Below are 21,225 nucleotides of genomic sequence, written 5' to 3'. Positions count from 1 at the left end.
GGTCTACCCAGCGAGGGCCGCGGCCACCCCGGGTACCGTTCCGACGAGATGAGCGCCACCCTGCAGGCCACCGCCCTCGCCGCCGGCCACGGCGCCCGCGTGCTGTTCTCCGGTCTCGATCTCGTGCTCGCCCCCGGCGACGTCGTCGGTCTCGTGGGCGCGAACGGCGCCGGCAAGTCGACGCTCCTGCGCATGCTCGCCGGAAAGACGACGCCGGAGGAGGGCACCGTCGTGCTCAGCCCGCCGACGGCGACGGTCGGGCACCTGCCGCAGGAACCCGACCGGCGGCCCGGGGAGACGGTGGCGGCGTTCCTCGCCCGCCGGACCGGGGTCGCCCGTGCGCAGGACGAGATGGACGCGGCCGCGGAGGCGCTCGGCTCCGGCGCCCCGGGCTCCGACGACGCGTACGCCCTCGCGCTGGACCGCTGGCTCGCCCTCGGCGGCGCTGACCTCGAGGAACGGGCGGGCGCCGTCGCGGACGACGTCGGGCTCGGCGTCGCGCTGGACGTCCCGATGACGGCGCTGTCCGGCGGGCAGGCCGCCCGCGCGGGGCTCGCCGCGCTGCTCCTGTCGCGCTACGACGTGCTGCTGCTCGACGAGCCCACGAACGACCTCGACCTGGACGGGCTGGAGCGCCTCGAGCGGTTCGTCTCCGGACTTCGCTCGCCGACCATCGTCGTCAGCCACGACCGGGAGTTCCTGGCCCGCACGGTCACCCGGGTCGTCGAGCTGGACCTCGCCCAGCAACGGGTGGGGGTCTACGACGGCGGCTACGACAGCTACCTGGCCGAGCGCGAGGTCGCCCGGCGGCACGCGCGCGAGGCCTACGAGGAGTACGACGACAAGCTCGGGTCGCTGAAGGACCGCGCCGTCATGCAGCGCAACTGGATGGCCCAAGGCGTGCGCAACGCCCGGCGCAAGTCCACCGACAACGACAAGATCGGCCGCAACAAGCGGGCCGAGACCAGCGAGAAGCAGGCCGCGAAGGCCCGGCAGACGCAGCGGGCGATCGAGCGGCTCGACGTCGTCGAGGAGCCACGCAAGGAGTGGGAGCTGCGGATGACGATCGCCGCGGCGCCCCGGTCGGGCGCGGTGGTGGCGTCGCTGTCCGGCGCGGTGGTGCACCGCGGGCCGTTCACGCTCGGGCCGGTCGACGCACGGGTCGACTGGGCGGACCGGGTCGTGATCACCGGCGCGAACGGCTCGGGCAAGTCGACGCTGCTAGGTGCGCTGCTCGGGCGCATCCCGCTCGACGAGGGCAGCGGCGGGCTCGGGGCGTCGGTGCGGGTCGGCGAGATCGACCAGGCGCGCGGGCTGTTCCTCGGCCCGGAGCCGCTGGTGCGGGCGTTCCGTGACGCGGTCCCGGACTGGTCGGAGCCGGACGTGCGGACGCTCCTGGCCAAGTTCGGGCTGAACTCCGCGCACGTGCCGCGGCCCGCGGCGTCGCTGTCGCCGGGCGAGCGGACGCGGGGCGCGCTGGCGTTGCTGCAGGCCCGCGAGGTGAACCTGCTGGTGCTCGACGAGCCGACCAACCACCTCGACCTCCCGGCGATCGAGCAGCTCGAACAGGCGCTCGACGCCTTCCCGGGCACCGTGCTGCTGGTGACGCACGACCGCCGGATGCTGGAGAGCGTGCGCACGACGCGGCGCTGGGTGGTCGAGGCGGGGCGGCTGCGCGAGGAGTGACATCAGCGGCCGTACGCGGGCACGCGGTCGAGGGTCGCGAGCAGGCCCTCGCACGTCCGCACCACCACTCGGCAGGCGTCCGCCGGGCCGCGGGGGAGCATGGGGTTCTCGGCGCGGCGCTGCCAGCGGTCCAGAGCCGTGAGCGCGGCGTCGCGCAGTGCCGCCGCCGGTGCGTCAGCCGGCAGTCCCAGCCGGGCCGGGGCAGCCGCACCGCGCTCCCCCAGCAGCGCCTGAGCCTCCGCCGCCAGCTCACCGGGCAGCGTCACGGCCCGCGACCGCAGCGCCCCCAGCAGGCGCAGCTCGGCGAACTCGTGGGCGTCGGCGAAGATCCGCTCGACCTCGGCGGCGAGGCGCCCGCCATCGCGCGCCGGCGCGTCCGCGACCACCCGCAGCACGGCCAGCAGGGCCGACCGGGCCTTGAGGACGTCGCGGCGCTGGACGAACTGCGCGTCGAGGGCCTGCTGGAGGTCGTGCAGCCCGCTGCGGTCGAGCAGCTCCGCGGCCAGCGCGGCCGGGCTCGCATAGCCCTGCCGGATCAGCACGGTGCCCAGCCGCAGCCCGAACACCCCGAACCGGCGCAGCAGGCGCGCGCGGTCGTCCGCCGCCAGGCCCGCGATGTCCGCATCCGGCCGCAGGAACCGGTCGGCGGTCAGCAGGGCGCTCTCCAGATCCTCACGGGGGACGGCGGCGAGGGCGGCGAGGGCCGCGAACTCCGTGTGCCGCAGCGTCCGGGCGGTCTCGGCGAGCAGCCCGGCGACGGCGACGACGTTCTGGGCGAGCCCACGCAGTACCGGCTCGGTCCGGTACCGCCGCGCGACCGCGCGGGCGGACACCATCGCGTCCACCCGGCCGCCGCCGATCTCGTCGGCCCGCGAGATCACCGCCACGGCGTTGACCCCGGCCGACTGCGACACCCCCTGGTCCCGGAAGGCCTCCAGGAACTCGGCGTCCGCGGCGTGCAGGTGCCGCATCAGGTAGACGACGGCGTCGGCCTCGGTCGGGCGCTCGTCCTCGGGGTCGAGGAACCGCAGCGCCCGCTTGCCCACCTCGGTCGACATCGAGGCGATGCCCGGCGTGTCGATGAGGCTGGCCACCCGCAGCGAGGGCGTGGGCCAGTCGACCTCGAGGTGGTCGACGTCGTCGACCGGGGTGCCGCCCAGGTCGATCACCAGGGCGCCGTCGCGGCGGTCCACCGCGAGCCCGACCGGGGCGCCCTGCCGGGGGAACAGCGTGATCCGCGGCTGCCGCCCCGCGCGGTACCAGGTGACCACCTTCGTGCACTCGCCCGCGTCGGCGGGGGCGATCTGCTCCCCCACCAGCGCGTTCAGCAGCGTCGACTTGCCCGCCTTGACCTTGCCCGCGACCGCGATCCGCAGCGGACCGTCCAGCCGGGCGACCTGCTGGGCCAGCCAGCCCGAGACCGTGGGGTCGTGCCGGTACGCCTCGACCGCCTGGACCAGCACGGCCCGGGCCATCACGGACAGCCTCCCCGGCCCCACTGCGTGCACGGCCGTCATCGCGCCGCGACCACCGGCCGGGGCGCGTTCGGGGTCGCCTCCGGCAGCAGGGTCCCGACCCGCGCCTGCAGCGTCTCCAGCCGCGCCAGCTCCGTGTCGATCTCGGCGATGCGGCGCACGCGGTCCTCCTTCGACGCCGTCGCCGAGCGCTCCGTCGCCGTCAGCGACTCCTTGAGCGAGCGGGTCAGCTGCTCGGCCAGGTCGGTGAAGTGGTCGCGGAGATCGCGCTGCACGCCGCGCAACATGTCGCGGGAGTCCTTGCCGACCTGGAAGGTCACGTCGTCGACGTAGCGGCGCACCACCGTCTTCGCCTCGGCCTGCCGGCGGGTGACGACGCGGCGCCGCTCGTCGCTGATCGTCTTGCCGCCGAGCAGCAGGCCCGCGCCGATGGAGAACGGGTTGAGCAGGCTCAGCCCCACGATCGTCCCGATGAACCCGAACATGAGCACGCCGATGTAGCCGCCCCGCAGGCCGGTGAGCGCCTGCTGGCCGAACGAGAACGACTCCCCCTCGCGGACCTTCATCTCCCGCACCGCGCCGAGGGCCGCCGACGCTTCGGTGCGCAGCGCGGGCAGGACCGCCTCGCGCTGGTCGTCGAAGTGGGTGGACACCTGACGCGCGAGCCAGCGGGCACGCTCCGTGGCCCAGACGAAGTTCGCCGAGGCCGCCGAGGCGACCTGCTGCTGGACCCACGTCGTGAGCTGCTCCCAGGTGCGGGTCGGGTCGCCGCCCCCGTCGATCTCCTCCTCCGCGAGGCGCGTGACCTCGCGCATGCGGTCGCGGAGGTCGTGGTCGATGTCGGCGTTGAGGTCGGTGACGCCGTCGTTGAGCGTGTGCTGCCAGCGCGCCGACCGCTCCTTGAGCGCCGCCGCCCGGCCCTGTGCCCCGGTCAGCTCCCGGACGATCTCCTGCGCCCGCGCCGGGTCGCTGCGCGCGGCCCGCTCGGCCCGCAGGGAGTCGCAGATCTGGTCGGTCACGGCGAGGACGTCGTGCACGGTCGACCGCCGGCTGAGCAGGTCGGCCTGGCCCAGCACCCGCCGGACGAGGTACTCCTCCAGCTCGGCGAACCCCGACTCCGCGTTGAGGTCGAGGTCGCCCGTCGTCACCGCCTGCCAGCGCACCTGCGACGACACCGCGATCAGTTCGGCATCGACGCCCGCGGTGCGCAGGTGTCCGCGGTCGAGCTCGGCGATGCGGCGCCACTCGGGGTACAGGTCGGTCTTGGTCAGCACGCACGCCACGTTCGGGCACAGCCGCACCGCCCGGCTCAGGAACTCCAGCTCGGGAGCCGTGTACTCCTGGGAGGCGTCGGAGACGAGCAGCACGGCGTCCGCGGTCGGCAGCGCGGACATCGTCGCCGCGCCGTGGACCGAGTTCAGCCCGCCGACGCCCGGGGTGTCGACGATCTCCAGACCGGCCTGCAGCAGGTGCCGCGGCACACCGACCTCGACGTGGTGCAGCTTCTGCCGGTTGTCCGGGTTGTGCGACTCCGCGACGTGCGCGGCGACCGCCTCGGACAGCTCGGGCAGCGGGACGTCGGCACGGCTGGTGCGCTGCTCGACCGGCCCGTCGGCGCCGTCGTGCTGCCGGACGACGGTCAGCACCGGTTCCTCGGCGAACTGCACCACGGTCGGCACGGCCGTCGCGACGTCGTCGTAGACCGGGCAGACCGGCGCGCTGACCAAGGCGTTGACCAGCATGCTCTTGCCCTGCTTGAACTCGCCGACGATAAGGACGCGGATGCGGTCGTCGAGCAGCCGCGCGCGGGTCTGGCGCAGTCGCGCCTCGAGGTCGGGTCGGCCGTAGGGCGCGATGGTGGACAACGCGAGGTCGACGGCCCGGACGGGCGCAGGCAGCTCCACGACGTCAGACGTGCTCGAGGCCGGCGTGCTCGGCGCCGTCGCCCGGAGTGACCGACGCCGCCGGCGCGTCCACGGCGTACGAGTCGTTGACGGTGCCAGTGCCGAACGAGCTGCCGAACGAGCTGCCGAACGAGCTGCCGAACGAGCCGCTGTCCGGCTCGCCGTAGGCGATCGAGACCGGCGTGCCGCCGTCGCCGCTGTTCGCGACGTCGTCCCAGTCCTGGACGACGGTCTCGTTGCCCGAGTCGACGACCGTGGTCGAGTCGTTGCCGGACCCGGTGACCGTGGACGTGTCGGTGGTGTTGCCCGAGCCACCCATGTCCCCGCCGGACACGGTGCTGTCGTCGATCCTGCCGCCCTTGTTGTCGACCCCGTCGTTGTCCTGGTTGTAGGAGTCCTGGATCACGGTCGAGCCGTCCGAGGCGTGCACGGAGTTGTCCGTGCTGAACTCGGTGTACGAGTTGTAGGTGTATTCCTGGCTCACGTTGGTGATCTCCGGCCGCGTCACCGTGTACTCGCGGGTCACGTGGTGGATCTCGCGCACGACGTCGTGGTGCGGGGAGGACCCGTGATGCCCGGAGCCGCCGTGCAGCCGGCCACCGTGCTCCCCCGGGCCGTCGCCGGCGACGCACTGGACACCGTCGACGTCGGCCAGCATCGGCTGGACGTCACGGATGTCCTGTGCAGTCACCCCCGCCAGACCGCGCGCAGCGAGCGTGGCGCTCGGGTCGCGCGCGAACTCGGCCTGCGTGGCCTCGTCGCGCAGCATGTCCAGCAGGAACTCGATCAGTGAGGAAAGGGAGAGCACTGTCGTTCACCTCCGACGGCGGGTAGCGGAACCGGGCCGTGCCCGCCCCGGGCGTGGGGCGGGCACGGTCGACGGCGCGGGGTCAGGGGAGGATGTCGGTCACGTTCGAGGCGTCGACCTGGATGTCGCTGACGTCGAGGTCCAGCGCGTCGTTGTCGAAGACATTGCCGACGACATTGCCGACGACATTGCCGACGACGTTGCCGTTGAAGCTGTCGCTGACGTCGACCGAGTCGTCGATCCAGGTCGCGGTGTCGTCGTCCGACGAGTTGTCGATCGTCGTGTCGTTGTCCTGGCGGTAGTCGTTGCCGACGTTCGACCAGTTCTGGGTGGACGTCTCGTTGCCGACGTTGCTCCAGTTCTGGGTCTCGTTGAACGAGTCGGAGACGTTGGTGGTCGACGTGTGGTTGCCCGAGTCGGCCATGTCGCGGCCCGAGATCGTGCTGTTCTCGACCCGGCCGCCGCCCAGGTCGACGCCGTCGTTGTCCTGGTTGAACGAGTCCTCGAACCGGCCGCCCTTGGCGTCGAACCCGTCGTTGTCCTCGGTCTTGAACGAGTCGCTGAACGAGAACGAGTTCGAGGTGTTGATGTTCTGGTCGGCGGAGTTGGACCCGCCGTCGCCGCTGAAGCCTCCTGCGCCGCCGAGGGCCGTGCCGGTCACCGCGTTCGCCGGGCCGGACCCGCCGTCACCTGCGCCAGCCACACCGCCGGTGACCGCCGCACCTCCACCGACACCCGCCGCCGCGCCCGAGGCGCCGGCGCCGGAGCCGCCCGCGCCGCCGACGCCGCCGTCGGTCGCGAACAGGTCCAGGAAGTCGTCGCCACCGTCGCCACCGTCGCCGCCGTCGCCCCCTGCGCCGCCGGTGCCCGTAGCGTCGCCGCTCGCACCGAGGCCGTCGCCGCCCGCGCCCGCAGCCGAGGCCTGTGCGTCGCCACCCGCGCCACCGCTGCCCACCGCCGCCGCGTACGGGTTGCTCTGGGCGGCCCCGCCGTTCGCGTCGCCGCTGCTCGCGTCCTGGTCGTTGCTGTTCACCGGGACGACGAACTGGGCGAAGTTGAAGCTCGGAAGGCTGGGATTGGTCATCGGTACCGGTCCATTCGGTAGGGAAACGCGCTGACGGATCGCTGCGCGACACGGGGAGAACGCGGGAGATCCACCCCCGAATCCGCAGAACGTCAAACGAGCGAGGACTCCCCGACGATTCGCGCAGGCGCCGTCTTTACGAGTCGAGTGCGGGCAGGTTCCGGACGACGTCGGGCAGCACGGCCTGCAGTGCGGTGCAGGAATCGGGGCTCCCGCCCACGAGCGACGCCATGAGCACCTGGTCCGGCGCCACGGCGACGTCGTACTGGCAGAACTCGCCGGTGCCGGTGAACGTCTCCAGCGCCGGGTAGCCCGCGAGGCGGACCCGGGACGTCGTGGGCTCGCTGTTCGCCGCCAGCGTGGCCAGCCCCCCGGTCCCGACGAACACGGTGATCCCCAGTTCAGGCTCCGTTTCCGGGGTCGTCCGCCACTCACAGCGGCGCCCTTCCGCGGCCGTGGTCGCCGCGCCCGGCGTGCGGATCCCCAGCGTCGCGAGCTGCCCGCCCGTGGGCAGCGCGCAGAGATCCGCGCTGCGTGCGTCGCGGGCGTTCCCGATCAGGGGAACCGTCTGGGGCGCCGCGTCGCCGCGTCCGCACGCCGCGACCGTCGTGACCAGCACCACTGTGGCGAGGGCGGCGAATCGACCCCCTCGACCCATCATCACCCTCCGCGATTTCGCCGACGGACACATTCTGCGATCCTGCCCCATTCGGTTGTTCGTCGTCCCCCACACGCAGGAAAAGGCCGACTCGGTAACTGTCGTGGCGCCCCGTTCGAGCGCGGGGACTCCGCGTACGCTAACGCCCTTCCGGTATGTCACCACACACCGGAAAGCCCATGCGAAAGAAGTACTCGGGGGGATCGCCAAGGTGCACCCGCACTACCAGCTCGGTATCGACCTGGGCACCACCTGGACCGCGGCCTCGATCTGCCGCGAGGGTGCTGCCCGCCCCGAGAGCGTCGCACTGGGCGCCGCGGGCGCCGCGGTCGCCTCCGTGGTCTTCCTCGCTCCCGACGGGACCATGCTCACCGGGGATCCCGCCGCGCGGCGTGCGTTGTCCGAGCCGGGCCGGGTCGTGCGGGAGTTCAAGCGCCGGATCGGCGACGGGACCCCGCTGGTGGTGGCCGGACGGCCGGTGCCGGCCGAGGTGCTCTCCGCGCGGTTCGTGGCGCGGGTCGTCGCCGAGGTGGCGCATCGCGAGGACGGACCGGCAGAGGCGGTCGCCGTGACCCACCCGGTCGAGTGGGGCGAGCACAAACGGCGCGCGTTCGCCGACGCACTCGACGCCGAGGGCCTCCCGAACGTCCTGTTCCTCACCGAGCCGCAGGCGGCCGCCATCGGGTACGCGAGCGCGGAGCGCGTCGAGGCCGGCCGCACCGTCGCCGTGTACGACCTGGGCGGCGGCACGTTCGACGCGGCGGTCGTCCGTAAGGCCGACGACGGCACGTTCGCCCTGCTCGGGCGGCCCAGCGGCATCGAGCGCCTCGGCGGCGTCGACTTCGACGACGCGGTGTTCGCCCACGTCCGCGGGGCGGTCGGCGAGGCCTGGGACTCCCTCGACCCGGACGACCCGGGGGTCCAGACGGCGGTCGCGGGCCTGCGCCGGGAGTGCACGGCGGCGAAGGAGACGCTGTCCGCCGACACCGAGGTCATGATCCCGGTGCTGCTGCCGGGCCTGCACACGATGGTGCGCCTGGGCCGGGCCGAGTTCGAGGACATGATCCGGCCTTCCGTGTCGGAGACGGTGGAGGCCCTGCGTCGGGCCGTGACCTCGGCCGGCGTGCACCCGGGCGATCTCGACAGCGTGCTGCTCGTCGGCGGCTCGTCACGGATCCCGCTCGTCGCGCAGATGGTCTCGGCCGAGCTCGGGCGACCGGTCGCGGTGGACGCCGACCCCAAGGCCGTCGTCGCGGCGGGAGCGGCACTGGCCGCGCGCGCTCTGCACGCACCGGCGCCGGCCGCGGACGACCCGACGGCCGAGGAGCCGGCCAGCCCTCCCCTCGCGTTCGACGCCGCGCCGAGCACCGAGGCCGCAGCCGCCTCGCGGCGGCGGCCCCGGACCGGGGTCCTGGCCGCCGCAGGAGTGACGGTGGCGGTGGTCCTCGGGCTGTCGGCGTCGGTGGTGGCGGGGATCGGGCCGGTGGCGGCGAGTTCGGCGGTGGAGGAACCCACGTCCGCGGCGGGGCCGGTGGACGCCTGGACCGGCGACCCCCTGGCAGCAGGCGCCGTCGACCCGGGCCTGGAGGCCGGCACCCTGGAGGCGCTGACGACGCCGGCGGGTCCACGCCGGGAGCAGGCGGTGGCCGCGCAGGTGCGGCCGGTGGCGCGCAACGTCCCGACCGGCGCGTCGGGGGCGAGGCAGGCCGTGGCACCGGTCGTCCAGGCCGGCGGTGCGCCTGCACCGGCCGCACCCGGTGCGCCCGGCAAGCCCGAGGTCCCGCCGGCCGCGGAGCCGGAACCGAGCACGGCGCCCGGTCCCGTCGTCGAGCCGAAGCCCGGCCCCCAGCCCGAGCCGACGGCCCCGCCTACGGCGAACGATCCCGCCCCGGTGACGCAGCCGGAGCCGAAGCCCGACCCGCAGCCCGAGCCGGAACCGGCGCCCGACCCGCAGCCGCCGGCCCCGCCCGAGCCGGTGACCCCGCCGGCCGGCAGCGGTACGGGGGAGGCGGCCGGCGCATGAGGGACACCCCGCCCCGGCAGGTCGGGCCGCCACCGGCCCGTCCCCGCTTCGAGTTCCGCGAACGCCCGTCGGCGGTCACCGTGCACCGCCCGACGATCGTCGTCGCGTCGTCCGTCCTGTGGCTTGCCGCAGGTGCCCTCGGAGCCGTCGCGGCGCTGGTCATGCTGCTCGACCTGCAGGCCCTGGAGGCCGCCGTCCGCACCGTCGTCGACCGCGACTTCCCCGCCGAGCAGCCGGCGACCCGCGACCGCGCTGTCGCCCTGACCAGCGCGGTCCTCGTCGCGGGTGGCGCCGTCGGGCTCGCGCAGGTCGCCGCGGGTCTCCGGCTCCGGGAAGGCCGCGGCGCCGTGCGCTACCTCCTGGTCCTGCTGCTCGTGGCCGCGGTCGTCGAGATCGTGCTGGCGGTCGGCGTCGTCGATCCCGTCGCCCGGCTGGCACTGCTGCTCGGTGCGGCGTGCGGCGCCGTGGCCGCCGTGCTGATGTACCTGCCCGACGCCAACCGGTGGTTCGCCTCCCGCCGGCCCTGACATCCGAAATGTGGGACCGGGAGGTGTCGCCGCGCCCACGAGGGGCACCTGCATGCCGGGCAGGACCTCCGGGTAGCACTGCCCGGGAACGCCGGGACGACACAGATCGGGGACGACGCATGCAGCAGGTCCAGAACGGGGTCGCGCAGGCCGCGAAGGCGGAGGCGGACGCCTACCGCAACGGCGAGCAGCGCCCGCTCGGCGGCTACGTCGTGGTCATGGCGGTGTTCGGGGCGATCCTGTCCGGTGCCGCAGGTCTGGCGTTCGCCACGGGACGCCGGCTGCCGGAGGGCATCGGGCCCTGGGACCTGCTGCTGATCGCCGCAGGAACCCACAAGCTCTCGCGCACCCTGACCAAGGACGCGGTGACCAGCCCGCTGCGCGCGCCGTTCACCCGCTATCAGGACTCCGGCGGGCCCGCGGAGGTCATGGAGGAGGTCCGGCACCGCGACGGCCTGCGACACTCCATCGGCGAGCTGATCACCTGCCCGTTCTGCTTTGACGTGTGGATCGCCGCCGGCTTCACGATCGGTCTCGTCTTCGCCCCGCGGCTCACCAAGCTCGTCGCCGCTGCGCTCACCGCCGTCACCGGCGCGGACTTCCTGCACCTGTTCTACGCCAAGGCGCAGGAAGCCGGGAGCTGATCAGGCAGCGTTGACGGGAGTGGGGTGCCGGGCGGCGTGTGCCGCCCACACCCCCATCACCACGAGAGCGGCGACCTCGGTCAGCGCCACCCCTCGCTCGAACACTCCCAGCGGCACGAACTGCCACCACGGCACACCGGTCAGCGGGCGCAGCACGAAGCCCAGCAGGATCGGAACGAGCCAGGCCAGCGATGCGACCCCGAGCCACAGCGTGGCCCTCGCGAACCCGCCCCACCGCGCGTCGCCCCGCCACGCACGACCCAACGCCAGCGCCGCCACGGGCAGGCAGAGGAACGCCACCAGGCTGGCGTAGCGGTGCACGTAGCCGGTGGGCGTCGGGCCGACCGACCAGTCGATCTTCTCGAAGGCGACGACGACCACCAGGCACACGCTCCACACCGCCAGCAGCGCCACGGCCGCTCCGCGCCCGCGCGTGAGCCCGGTCCGGACCAGCCCGGCCAGCACCGCGACGGACCCGAGCGCCACCGCCAGCACCCCGGCGTCGAAGACCGGCTTCCACGGGCCGAGGGCGTACTGGCTCAGAGTCCGCCGAACCGGGTCGACCTCCTCCAGCGCGACCACGTGCAACGCGAGCACCGCCACGACTCCCGCCGCGATCAGCGCCGTACCCGACAACGCCCAGGTGCGGGCGGCGGCGGAACGGATCGGGGCGTGCGCGGTCACGGGCGACTCCAAGCAGGGGTTGACGGTTCAACGAGGCGGGATCGTGACGTGTTCCCGCGCGCCGCTGAGCCCGAGGCCTAGTGTCCTGGGCCGTGCCCCCGACTGCGCAGCCCGACCAACCGTCAGCCCTCTTCGACCCCGACGCCTGGGTCCCCGTCGCCGGCTTCACCGACCTCACCGACATCACCTACCACCGGGCCGTCGACACCGGCGCCGTACGGATCGCGTTCGACCGGCCCGAGGTGCGCAACGCCTTCCGCCCGCACACGGTCGACGAGCTGTACCGGACGCTCGACCATGCCCGGCAGTCGGCGGACGTGGGCTGCGTGCTGCTCACCGGGAACGGGCCGTCGCCCCGGGACGGGGGCTGGGCGTTCTGCTCGGGCGGCGACCAGCGCATCCGGGGCCGCAGCGGCTACCAGTACGCCAGCGGCGAGACGGCGGACACCGTCGACGCCGCCCGCTCCGGACGGCTCCACATCCTGGAGTGCCAGCGGCTCATCCGGTTCATGCCGAAGGTGGTGATCGCCGTCGTCCCGGGCTGGGCGGCGGGCGGCGGGCACTCGCTGCACGTCACCTGCGACCTCACGCTGGCCAGCGCCGAGCACGCGCGCTTCAAGCAGACCGACGCGGACGTCGGCAGCTTCGACGGCGGCTACGGCTCGGCCTACCTCGCCCGGCAGGTGGGCCAGAAGTTCGCCCGCGAGATCTTCTTCCTCGGCCGCGCCTACACCGCCGAACAGGCGCACCGGATGGGGATGGTCAACGAGGTGGTGGCGCACGCGGACCTGGAGAAGGTCGCGCTCGAGTGGGCGCGGGAGGTCAACGGCAAGTCGCCGACGGCCCAGCGGATGCTCAAGTACGCGTTCAACCTCCTCGACGACGGCCTGGTCGGCCAGCAGCTGTTCGCGGGCGAGGCGACCCGGCTGGCGTACCTGACCGACGAGGCGGTCGAGGGCCGCGACGCGTTCCTGGAGAAGCGCGAACCCGACTGGAGCCCGTACCCCTGGCATTACTGACTGGCACTACTGACCGGCACTACTGACTGGCACTACTGACTGGCACTACTGATTGGCATACCGACGACTCCGTACCGCCACGCGCGCCCGTCGGTTGAGGGGGTATGACCGAGCCCTCCCCCACCGTCCTGGACCGCCTCGTCGCCGCCGGGATCGCCGACGACCGCGCCCGCGCCCACCTCGCCGCCGGCCTGGTGCGGGTGGACGGCGAGGTCGCCGACGGCCCCGACCACCCCGCGCCGCCGCCGTCGCGGGTGGTGATCGACGGCGCGGGGTGACCGTCCGCGGACTTCACCCGCCTGGTGTCGCCCGATCGTGACCGTCCTCAGCGTGACTACAGCGACGACGGGTTACACAGGGGATGAGCACGGCGCCCCCACGGGCGTGGAGGGAGGCGAGCGATGACGACGGAGGTCACCACCGCAGGGGTGTCGTCGGCGGCACCGGCGGTGCGGCAGATACCCGCTCCGCGCCGCGGGGACGACCGTCCCGACACGGACCGGACCGGCCCCCCACGGGCTCAGACGCCGCTGTGCCGGTGCGGGCATGCCGTCGAGGCCCACGAACACTTCCGACCCGGGAGCGACTGCGGGGCCTGCGGCGCCGCGCAGTGCGGGCGGTTCCGGGCACCGGGCCGGCCACGGCTGTGGTCCCGGCTCTCACGGCGCCCCTGACGCACCTGCTGCACAGCAGAGCGTGCGACGGCGGGTCGACACGGCGGAGGATGGTCGGGTGCGGATCATCCGGCTCGACGGCTCGCCCGAGTCCGTGGGCGTGCTCGCCGGGGCCGTCGCCGCCGCGCTCGACGGCGGCCCCGCGGTCCTGCCGCTCGGCCCCGCAGCGCCGCCCCCGCCCCCCGCGAGTCGGCACGTTCGTCAGGCCGAGTGTGCGCCGGACGCCGCGCGAGTCCCCACGCCTCGTACCGCGAACCCCCCGATCCGGGACACCCCTGCCCTCGGCGGGGTGCTCGTCGCGACCTCCGGCTCCACGGGCAGTCCGCGGCTCGTCGTCCTCCCGCCCACCGCGCTGCGCGCCTCGGCGGAGGCCACGGCGACCCGGCTGGGCGGCCCCGGGCGCTGGCTGCTCGCCCTTCCGGCCGACCACGTCGCCGGTGTCCAGGTCGTCGTCCGGGCGCTGCTCGCCGGCGCCGCGCCCGTCGTGCAGGACCTGCGTGGCGGGTTCCGGCCCGACGGGTTCGCCGCCGCGACGGCCCGGCTCGGACCCGGACGCCGCTACACCAGCCTCGTGCCCACCCAGCTGCTGCGTCTTCTCGACGCGGGCGGCGCCGCGCTCGACGCGCTGCTCGGCTACGACGCCGTACTGATCGGCGGGGCCGCGCTCGACGCCGGGCTGCGGGCGCGCGCCGAGGCCGCCGGGGTGCGGGTGGTCGCGACCTACGGCATGACCGAGACGTCCGGGGGGTGCGTCTACGACGGGCTGCCGCTCGACGGGGTGCAGGTCCGCCTCGACTCCGATGGGCGCGTCGTGCTGGGCGGACCGACACTCGCCGCCGGGTACCTCGACGACCCGGCCGCCACCGACGCCGCGTTCGCCGAGCACGACGGGAGCCGGGAGTTCCGCACCGGCGACCTGGGCCGGTGGACCGAGGGCCGGCTCGAGGTGCTCGGCCGGGCCGACGACGTCATCGTGACCGGCGGCGAGAAGGTCGCCCCGGCCGCGGTCGAGCGCGTGCTGGTCGCGCAGCCGGGCGTGCAGGCGGCCTGCGTCGTCGGCCTGCCGGATCCGGAATGGGGCTCGATCGTCGGAGCCGCCCTGGTCGTCGACGGCTCCCCGGCGCCGGACGGGCTGCGCGCCGCGGTGCGGGCCGCCCTCGGCCGGGCCGCGGTGCCGCGCGTGCTGCAGGCCGTCGACGCCCTCCCGCTGCGTGGGATCGGCAAGCCCGACCGGGCCGCGGTCGCCCGTCTGCTCGCGACGCCGCGGGCCACCCGGCACGGTGACCGCCCCGAGGCGATCGTTCAGGTCGACGTCGAGGGGCTGCCGCGGAGCACCTCGATGACGGTGGAGTCGTCGCGGCGACCGAGCCCGGCGCGGTGGCCGGTGAGGTAGAGCTGTTCGGCCGCCTCGGCGAGCGGCGCGGTGAAACCGCCGGCACGGGCGGCGTCGGTGACCAGCGCCATGTCCTTGACGAAGATGTCGAGCGCGCTCTTCACCTCGTCGGTGCCGTGCACCATCCGGGCGCCGCGGTCGTCGAGCATGAACGACGCGGCCGCGCCACCGCGGAGGACTTCCCAGGTGGCGGCGGGGTCGAGGTCGAGGGTCTCGGCGAAGGCGAGTGCTTCGGCGGCGGCGGCGATGTGCACCCCGCACAGCAGCTGGTTGACGAGCTTGACCTTCTGCCCGTCGCCCGGCGCGGTCCCGACGTGCGGTGCGGTGCGGGCCATCGCGTCGAGCAGCGGTCGCACCCGCTCGACGGCCGTCTGTGTGCCGCCGACCATGATGAGCAGATGCCCGGCACCGGCGCGGGCGGCGCCGCCGGAGACCGGGGCGTCGACCAGGTCGACCTGCTGCCGCCCCAACCGCTGCGCCCACCGCCGGACCGGGGCCGGCCCGACCGTCGCCATCACCACGACCACCGCGCCGGCCGGGAGCGCGTCCGCCGCGGCGTCGTCGCCGAACAGCACACTCTCGACCTGGTCGGGGGTGGCGACCATGACACCCAACACGTCGCTGCCGGCGGCCGCCTCGCGGATCGACGTCGCCGGGGCCACCCCGTCCACGGCCAACGCGTGGGCGCGGGCGGGGTCGATGTCGTAGGCGGTGACGGCGAACCCCGCCCGGGCCAGACATCCCGCCATCGGGGAGCCCATCGCACCCAGACCGACCCACCCCACCCGCGGTCCCGCATCGTTCTCGGTCACTGTGCGGTCCTTCCGCTGAACAGGTCGATCACGTAGGCCAGGGTGTTCTCGTCGCCGACGTTGCCGGCGAACACCACGTAGGGGACCCCGACCACTTCCGGTAGGGCTTCGACGGGTTGGAACACCGACACCAGCCCGGGCAGGAGCTGGCCCAGGACGGTGGCGCGGCGGATGCCCAGGCCGCGGACGGCGACGTCGTGAGAGGTGATCCCACCCTTGGCCACCACCCACGCCGGCCCCGACCCCGAGGCAGAACCCGCGACGGCGCCGCGGACGACGGTGATGACCGCGGTGGAGACCTGCCGGGCGATGTCCAGGCTGGCGGCGGGGTCGGTGTCGCGCAGCAGGGTCCGGCTGGTGAACAGCAGCACATCCGACCCGGCCAGCGCGTCCACCACCCGGGCCGTGACCTCGGCGACGTGGGCGTCCCGACGCGTCGGGTCGGCGACCGCGGGCACGTCCAGCTCGACCTCGACGATGCCGCCCCGTTCCTGCGCGACGGCCACCTGGCGGCTGGTCAACCCGACGTGCGAGCCGACCACGACCAGCCCGTGCCCGCCCGGTCGGTCCGCGGGCCAGATGTCGGACGCCGTGAGCGGGGGTCGGGGGTCCAGCCCGGCCAGGGCTTGCGGAAACGACGGCCCGGTCCGGTACAGGAACGCTTTTCCGGCCACCTGCGGCTCGAGCAGGCCGAGGACGACGACGTCGAGGTCGGCGTAGTCGACGGCGTTGACCACGACGAACGCGCCGTCGGTCACCCCGGCGAGGATCTCGGCGACCCGTTGTGATCCGCCGCGGCGGATGTCGTCCAGCGTGAGGCTGTGCACCTGGCCCGGTGCGATGGTGCCGCGGCTTTTCTCGGCGACGAACTCCCGCAGGTCCGAGGCGGTGAAGCCGAAGGTGGCGTCGCGGGCGAACTCCGTCTCGCCGACCGGTGTCGGCTCGCCGTCGACCCGCGCCCAGTGCACATCGCCGGCGGTGAAGCGGCCGGCCTCGAGGAACGCCGGGATCAGCAGCACCCCGTCGAACCCGCGGCCCAGGACTTCGCGGCGGACCGCGTCCAGCGCGCTCACTTCGGCGATGACGTGCCCGCGCAGGGTGGAGTCGCTGCGACTGATCACGTCGATGGGTGCGTCGAGGCGGCGGCCCAGCTCGAACACCGTGCGACCGACCCGGGTGTTGAGCGCGACCGCGTCGGTCTCGTCCATGCTGCGGGTGTTGGTCAGGATGAAACACGTCGAGCCCGGCCCGTCCAGACCGGCGGCGATCTCCTCGGGGTCGAACACGGTCACCACGGCCACGTCATGCACCGTCTGCGACCCGGTCGGGTCGTCGTCGAACACCGCGATCCGACGACCCGCACCGGCGAGCGCCTCCCTGATCCGCCACCGCGCATCAGGCACCACCCGCAACGGTGGGAGCGCGGCCAGATCCACGCCGGGGTTCGTCATGGCTGCCTCAGTGACCGCGGATGTCGGCGGCGGAGTCGACCTCGTCGAGGTGGCCCGCCTCGATCTCGTTGGCCTTCTTGAACACGGCCGTGAGAGCGAACAGCGCCGCGCCGAGGATCGCCGCTACGGCGAGCGAGTAGAGACCCGCGTTGCCGCCGACGCTCTTGTCGAAGTAGTCACGCATGTTCGGCGCCAGGAAACCGCCCAGATTGCCGAGCGAGTTGATCAAGCCGATCCCGGCTGCGGCGGCATACCCGGTCATGTACTCGGTCGGCAGCGTCCAGAAGATCGGCTGCATGGACACGAACCCGATCGCCGCCAGGGAGAGCCCGGCGATCGCCAGGACCGGAGTGCCGCTCAGCGCGCCGGAGACGAAGATCCCCACGGCAGTGGCCAGCAGCAGCGCGCAGCCGATCGGCCGGTGCTTGCGGGTGCGGTCGGCCAGCCCGGGGAAGAACGCCACCCCGAGCAGAGCGAACACCCAGGGGATGGCGGTGACCAGCGAGGCCTGGAACCCGAGCTTCTGCCCGGTGATGGCAGTGACCTGGGTGGGGAGGAAGAAGGTGACCCCGTACACGGCGATCTGGATGCAGAAGTAGATCAGCGCGAAGTACCAGACCCGCCAGTTCCCGAGCGCCGCGAGCACCTTCTGCGGGCCGTGCCCCTCGGCCTTCGCGGTGTCCTCGGCCTCGACCGTCTCCATCAGGGCCTGCCGCTCGTCCGAGGGCAGCCACGTCGCGTCCTTGGGCCTGTCGGTGAGGTAGAAGTAGGCCCAGACACCGACCACCACCGCCAGCAGGCCCTCGACCAGGAACATCCACTGGATTCCCCGCCACCCGAGGACGCCGTCGAGCTCGAGCAGCCCACCGGACAGCGGGTTGCCCAGGATGCCGGCGATCGCGATTCCCATGTAGAAGTAGCCGCGGGCACGGCTGAGGTGCCGGGCGGGAATCCAGTAGGTCAGATACAGGATGACCCCGGGGAAGAAGCCGGCCTCCGTGACTCCCAGCAGGAACCGCAGGATGTAGAAGCTGGTCGGGCCCTGCACGAAGACGAAGGCGGCGGAGACGAGCCCCCAGCTGACCATGATGCGGGCCAGCCACCATCGCGCCCCGACCTTGTGCAGCAGGATGTTGCTCGGGATCTCGAACACGGCGTATCCGACGAAGAACAGCCCCGCGCCGAAGGCGTAGGCCGAGGCGCTGATCCCGAAGTCGACCTCGAACTCCTTCTGCGCGAAGGAGACGTTGCTGCGGTCCAGGAACGCGATGATGTACATGAGCAGGAGGAACGGAATCAGGCGGCGGAAGACCTTCTTCGTCGCCGCCTCGCTCAGCTCATGACGTCGTCGGGTGCCCTCGGCACCGCTGACCTCAGACATCGATGTCTCCTCGCTCAGTGAGCACGCGGTCTTCCCGCGTCAGTGCATGTGCTTCCCGCCGTCGATCTGGATGGTCGAGCCGTTCAGGTAGCCGCCGCCGTCGGAGAGCAGGAACGCCACGGTGGCGGCGATCTCCTCGGGCTGGCCGACCCGGCCGAGGGGGATGCCTTCGGACATCGACGCCTTGCGCTCGTCGGTCAGCCGGCCGCCCATGATCTCGGTGTCGATCGGCCCGGGCGCCAGGACGTTCACGGTGATCCCGAACGGCCCGAGCTCCCGGGCACCCCCACGACACATCCCGATCACGGCGGCCTTCGCCGTGGCGTAGACGCCCTTGGAGAAGGTCCCGCCCCCGTCGAAGGCGGTGATCGACGACGTGTTGACGATCCGGCCGACGCCCTGCGGGATCATCCGGGCGGCGGCCGCCCTGAGCATGAGGAACGACCCGGTGACGTTCACCGCCATCACCCGCTCGAACTCCTTCAGGTCGCACTCGTGCAGCGGGGTCGGGCAGGCGATGCCGGCCAGGTTGACCAGGCCCACGACCGGGGGAAGCGCGCCGTCGATCCGGTCGAACGCCTCGTTCACCGAGGATTCGGAGGCGATGTCGGCCGTCACGGCCAGCAGGTCCTCGTGCCCGGCACCGCGCAGTTCGGCCTCGACGGCGGACAGGCCGTCGGCGTTGATGTCGACCAGCGCGACCGCCCACCCGCTCTCGGCCAGCACCTGGGCCGTCACCCGGCCGATCCCGGCCGGCCCGCCGGCCCCGGTCACGACCGCGGTGCGGCGGTCCGGCAGGCGTGATGATGTCGAAGCGGTGGCGGCGGACGTCATGTCGCTCCTTTCGGGAGGCAACGGCTCGAGGTCAGTCGAGGAGCTGGGCGAGGAGTTCCCGGACGTAGGCCCGGTTCCGGCCGATCACGGTGATCGCGTCGTTGCCGTAGTGCTCGCACAGGAACGCGCCGCGGAAACCGAGGTCGAGCGCCTGAGCGATCGCCGCCCGGTAGTTGATCAGTCCGAACTCCATCGGGACGGGGAAGGTCATCACCTGGCCGGTGGCCGGGTCCTCGTCGCGCGCGTAGTTCTTGACGTGCCAGTAGTTGCTGTACGGCAGCACCTTGTCGAGCATGTCCTGCACCGGCTCGATCGGGCGGTGGAGGCGGATGAAGTTGCCCAGGTCGGGGTTCAGCCCGCAGGCGTCGTGGCCGACCTCCTCGAGGAACTTCACCGCGCCGTCGCAGGTGCCGACGTAGGTGTCCTCGTACATCTCCAGGGTGATCTGCTGCCCGTTGCCGGCGGCGTGCTCCGCCAGCTCGCGGATCAGCGAGGCGGCGCGGCTCCGGGCCTCCGCCGACTCGTCGTCGTGCCATCCCTCGGCCAGCCAGAACCACAGAACCTGCCGCTGGGCCGGGGTGAACGCCTGGAAGAAGCCGAAGCTCACCATCGGCACACCCAGCTCGGCCGCCGCGTCCAGCAGCCGGTGGCTGTAGGCGAGGTTCTCCTCCCCGTGCGCGGGGTCCATCACGCTCCGGCGGGACGTGGAGATGGCGGGGACCGTGAGTCCGACGTCGCCCAGCACGCCCCGGAACTCCTCCAGCCGCCCCGCGTCGAGGTCGCCGACCCGGACCCACGTGTCGGTGGGGTCGACCTCGGTGAAGCCGATCCGCCGCACCAGCCGCAGGTGCCTGGCCCATTCCTCCGGATCGGCGTCCTGGATCGGTCCGCCGTGGGAGTCCGTGCTCCCGAACGGGAGCATCGCGGCCGCGATCGGCCAATTCTCGGCCGTGTACGGAACGGCGGTCATCGGAGCCGTCTCCTTCCGGGCAGGTGAACGAGAAGCAACCGGCGTGGCCCGGGTGGGCCGGCCACAGGGCATCACCCCGGGCACCGCGTGGTCTTGTCGGTGACGGAACAGTCATGGACGGGCAGCGCACATCCGCCGGTGCGGCTGCCCGAAGACCGGCCCGGCCCCTCGTCGGCTGGTTAGCGTGGCCCGACCCTGCTTCAGCGAGAAGGGACGCGTCGAGGTGGAGATCAACAAGGTTGCCCAGGTGGGGGCGGGATACATGGGTGGCGGGATCGCCCAGTCGCTCGCCAACGCGGGCTTCCAGGTCCGGCTCGCCGACGTCGACGCCGACGCGACGCGGAAGGCGCACGAGCGCCTGCTGGCCGAGGCCGAGCAGTTCCAGGCGCAAGGCCTCTTCCCTCCCGGCAGCACCGACCGGATCCGCGAGAACCTGCACGTGGCGCCGTCGATCGAGGAGGCGGTCGCCGACGTCGACTTCGTCGAGGAAGCGGTCCCCGAGGTTCCCGGGATCAAGCGGGACGTCCTTGCCAGGGTCGAGGCTGCGGCCCGGCCGGGCACGATCATCGGGACCAACACGTCGACCATCCCGGTCCACGTGCTCGCGGAGGGGCTGAAGGATCCGAGCCGGTTCCTCACCGTGCACTGGAGCAACCCCGCGCCGTTCATCCCGGGAGTCGAGATCGTGGCCGGGGAACAGACCGATCCCAGCGTCATCCCCGTCGTCGAGCGGATGCTGGCGCGGGCCGGCCGGCGCAGCGCGCAGGTCGCCGACGTACCGGGCTTCGTCCTGAACCGCCTGCAGTACGTGCTGCTGAATGAAGCCATGGCGATCGTGGAGGAGGGCGTTGCCGACGCCACCGCCGTGGACACGATCGTCACGAGCACCTTCGGCTTCCGGCTGCCCTTCTTCGGTCCGTTCGCGATCGCGGACATGGCGGGCCTCGACGTCTACGCCGACTCCTTCAAGACCCTCGAGCAGGCCTTCGGCGAGCGCCTCGCGGCGCCCAAGGTCCTCACCGACCTCGTCGCCCAGGGCAGGTTCGGCGTCAAGTCCGGATCGGGCTTCCTCGAGCTCGACCCGGAGAAGCGGGATGCGCTCATCGCGTACCGGAACAAGGCCTACAGCGCGATGAACGACCTGCTGCGCGAGCTCGGACCCTCACCCCTCGCCGACGGTTCGTGAGGCGGACGGACA

19 protein-coding genes are annotated in these 21,225 nt (G+C 73.2%); 8 read left to right on the top strand and 11 right to left on the bottom strand.

The window, feature by feature from the left end; all coding sequences use genetic code 11:
* Positions 1-48 precede the first annotated feature (48 nt).
* Complete coding sequence (locus RM445_RS03280; RefSeq protein ID WP_311554470.1) at positions 49-1,686, top strand: ABC-F family ATP-binding cassette domain-containing protein; 1,638 nt, start codon at positions 49-51, stop codon at positions 1,684-1,686.
* Positions 1,687-1,688: 2 nt separating this feature from the next.
* Here RM445_RS03280 and RM445_RS03275 read toward each other — a convergent pair whose 3' ends face one another.
* From RM445_RS03275 to RM445_RS03255, 5 genes are all read right to left on the bottom strand, one after another.
* Positions 1,689-3,161: a dynamin family protein gene (locus tag RM445_RS03275; RefSeq protein WP_311554901.1), complete on the bottom strand. Its 1,473-nt coding sequence runs from the start codon at positions 3,159-3,161 to the stop codon at positions 1,689-1,691.
* Between the two features lie 38 nt (positions 3,162-3,199).
* Positions 3,200-5,065 carry a dynamin family protein gene (locus RM445_RS03270; protein WP_311554469.1) on the bottom strand — a complete coding sequence of 622 codons (1,866 nt, stop codon included), beginning with the start codon at positions 5,063-5,065 and terminating at the stop codon, positions 3,200-3,202.
* 4 nt (positions 5,066-5,069) lie between these two features.
* On the bottom strand, positions 5,070-5,873 hold the full coding sequence (locus RM445_RS03265) for an IniB N-terminal domain-containing protein (RefSeq protein ID WP_311554468.1): 804 nt from the start codon (positions 5,871-5,873) through the stop codon (positions 5,070-5,072).
* 82 nt (positions 5,874-5,955) lie between these two features.
* Complete coding sequence (locus RM445_RS03260; RefSeq protein WP_311554467.1) at positions 5,956-6,957, bottom strand: hypothetical protein; 1,002 nt, start codon at positions 6,955-6,957, stop codon at positions 5,956-5,958.
* A gap of 136 nt (positions 6,958-7,093) precedes the next feature.
* Positions 7,094-7,618: a DUF3558 family protein gene (locus RM445_RS03255; RefSeq protein WP_311554466.1), complete on the bottom strand. Its 525-nt coding sequence runs from the start codon at positions 7,616-7,618 to the stop codon at positions 7,094-7,096.
* Positions 7,619-7,826: 208 nt separating this feature from the next.
* Here RM445_RS03255 and RM445_RS03250 point away from each other — a divergent pair, with 208 nt between their 5' ends.
* The 3 genes from RM445_RS03250 to RM445_RS03240 all read left to right on the top strand — a co-directional run bounded on the left by RM445_RS03250 (position 7,827) and on the right by RM445_RS03240 (position 10,809).
* Positions 7,827-9,638: an Hsp70 family protein gene (locus RM445_RS03250; protein ID WP_311554465.1), complete on the top strand. Its 1,812-nt coding sequence runs from the start codon at positions 7,827-7,829 to the stop codon at positions 9,636-9,638.
* On the top strand, positions 9,635-10,165 hold the full coding sequence (locus RM445_RS03245) for a hypothetical protein (protein ID WP_311554464.1): 531 nt from the start codon (positions 9,635-9,637) through the stop codon (positions 10,163-10,165). The genes RM445_RS03250 and RM445_RS03245 overlap by 4 nt, the downstream gene beginning before the upstream one ends.
* Before the next feature lie 119 nt (positions 10,166-10,284).
* Positions 10,285-10,809 (top strand): DUF1360 domain-containing protein, encoded by a 525-nt coding sequence (locus RM445_RS03240; protein WP_311554462.1) that lies wholly within the window; start codon positions 10,285-10,287, stop codon positions 10,807-10,809.
* Here the strand turns inward: RM445_RS03240 and RM445_RS03235 are convergent, their stop codons facing one another.
* The gene (locus RM445_RS03235) at positions 10,810-11,493 is read right to left on the bottom strand and encodes a DUF998 domain-containing protein (protein WP_311554461.1); all 684 of its coding nucleotides are present in this window, start codon (positions 11,491-11,493) and stop codon (positions 10,810-10,812) included.
* A gap of 92 nt (positions 11,494-11,585) precedes the next feature.
* On the opposite strand from RM445_RS03235, the gene RM445_RS03230 reads away from it, so the two are divergent.
* The 3 genes from RM445_RS03230 to menE all read left to right on the top strand — a co-directional run bounded on the left by RM445_RS03230 (position 11,586) and on the right by menE (position 14,579).
* Positions 11,586-12,512 (top strand): 1,4-dihydroxy-2-naphthoyl-CoA synthase, encoded by a 927-nt coding sequence (locus tag RM445_RS03230; protein ID WP_311554460.1) that lies wholly within the window; start codon positions 11,586-11,588, stop codon positions 12,510-12,512.
* 104 nt (positions 12,513-12,616) lie between these two features.
* Complete coding sequence (locus tag RM445_RS03225) at positions 12,617-12,790, top strand: hypothetical protein (RefSeq protein WP_311554459.1); 174 nt, start codon at positions 12,617-12,619, stop codon at positions 12,788-12,790.
* Between the two features lie 454 nt (positions 12,791-13,244).
* The gene (gene menE / locus RM445_RS03220; RefSeq protein WP_311554458.1) at positions 13,245-14,579 is read left to right on the top strand and encodes an o-succinylbenzoate--CoA ligase; all 1,335 of its coding nucleotides are present in this window, start codon (positions 13,245-13,247) and stop codon (positions 14,577-14,579) included.
* On the opposite strand, the gene RM445_RS03215 is transcribed toward menE, so the two are convergent.
* From RM445_RS03215 to RM445_RS03195, 5 genes are read right to left on the bottom strand one after another with little or no spacing between them, the layout of a single operon-like run.
* Positions 14,489-15,391 (bottom strand): NAD(P)-dependent oxidoreductase, encoded by a 903-nt coding sequence (locus tag RM445_RS03215; protein WP_311554457.1) that lies wholly within the window; start codon positions 15,389-15,391, stop codon positions 14,489-14,491. The genes menE and RM445_RS03215 overlap by 91 nt on opposite strands.
* Entirely contained in the window at positions 15,388-16,842 is a 1,455-nt protein-coding gene (locus RM445_RS03210; protein ID WP_311554456.1) for a four-carbon acid sugar kinase family protein, read from the bottom strand. The genes RM445_RS03215 and RM445_RS03210 overlap by 4 nt, the downstream gene beginning before the upstream one ends.
* A 7-nt stretch (positions 16,843-16,849) precedes the next feature.
* Positions 16,850-18,223: an MFS transporter gene (locus tag RM445_RS03205; protein WP_311554455.1), complete on the bottom strand. Its 1,374-nt coding sequence runs from the start codon at positions 18,221-18,223 to the stop codon at positions 16,850-16,852.
* Positions 18,224-18,262: 39 nt separating this feature from the next.
* A complete protein-coding gene (locus tag RM445_RS03200; RefSeq protein ID WP_311554454.1) occupies positions 18,263-19,057 on the bottom strand; it encodes an SDR family NAD(P)-dependent oxidoreductase in 795 nt (264 codons plus the stop codon).
* Between the two features lie 31 nt (positions 19,058-19,088).
* Complete coding sequence (locus RM445_RS03195; protein WP_311554453.1) at positions 19,089-20,027, bottom strand: sugar phosphate isomerase/epimerase family protein; 939 nt, start codon at positions 20,025-20,027, stop codon at positions 19,089-19,091.
* A 184-nt stretch (positions 20,028-20,211) separates the two neighbouring features.
* On the opposite strand from RM445_RS03195, the gene RM445_RS03190 reads away from it, so the two are divergent.
* Positions 20,212-21,213: a 3-hydroxyacyl-CoA dehydrogenase family protein gene (locus RM445_RS03190; protein WP_311554452.1), complete on the top strand. Its 1,002-nt coding sequence runs from the start codon at positions 20,212-20,214 to the stop codon at positions 21,211-21,213.
* The last annotated feature ends 12 nt before the right edge of the window (positions 21,214-21,225 follow it).

Source organism: Pseudonocardia charpentierae (assembly GCF_031845345.1).
Taxonomy (GTDB): Bacteria; Actinomycetota; Actinomycetes; order Mycobacteriales; family Pseudonocardiaceae; genus Pseudonocardia; species Pseudonocardia charpentierae.
Note: the sequence above shows the minus strand (reverse complement) of the source record. Positions and strands in the feature narration are given on the sequence as shown.

Bases quoted from the DNA above. Each gene is read 5' to 3' on its own strand.
- RM445_RS03280 (WP_311554470.1), top strand. From the start codon at position 49: ATGAGCGCCACCCTGCAGGCCACCGCCCTCGCCGCCGGCCACGGCGCC.
- RM445_RS03275 (WP_311554901.1), bottom strand. From the start codon at position 3,161: ATGGCCCGGGCCGTGCTGGTCCAGGCGGTCGAGGCGTACCGGCACGAC.
- RM445_RS03260 (WP_311554467.1), bottom strand. From the start codon at position 6,957: ATGACCAATCCCAGCCTTCCGAGCTTCAACTTCGCCCAGTTCGTCGTC.
- RM445_RS03255 (WP_311554466.1), bottom strand. From the start codon at position 7,618: ATGATGGGTCGAGGGGGTCGATTCGCCGCCCTCGCCACAGTGGTGCTG.
- RM445_RS03245 (WP_311554464.1), top strand. From the start codon at position 9,635: ATGAGGGACACCCCGCCCCGGCAGGTCGGGCCGCCACCGGCCCGTCCC.
- RM445_RS03240 (WP_311554462.1), top strand. From the start codon at position 10,285: ATGCAGCAGGTCCAGAACGGGGTCGCGCAGGCCGCGAAGGCGGAGGCG.
- RM445_RS03225 (WP_311554459.1), top strand. From the start codon at position 12,617: ATGACCGAGCCCTCCCCCACCGTCCTGGACCGCCTCGTCGCCGCCGGG.
- RM445_RS03210 (WP_311554456.1), bottom strand. From the start codon at position 16,842: ATGACGAACCCCGGCGTGGATCTGGCCGCGCTCCCACCGTTGCGGGTG.
- RM445_RS03205 (WP_311554455.1), bottom strand. From the start codon at position 18,223: ATGTCTGAGGTCAGCGGTGCCGAGGGCACCCGACGACGTCATGAGCTG.
- RM445_RS03200 (WP_311554454.1), bottom strand. From the start codon at position 19,057: ATGACGTCCGCCGCCACCGCTTCGACATCATCACGCCTGCCGGACCGC.
- RM445_RS03195 (WP_311554453.1), bottom strand. From the start codon at position 20,027: ATGACCGCCGTTCCGTACACGGCCGAGAATTGGCCGATCGCGGCCGCG.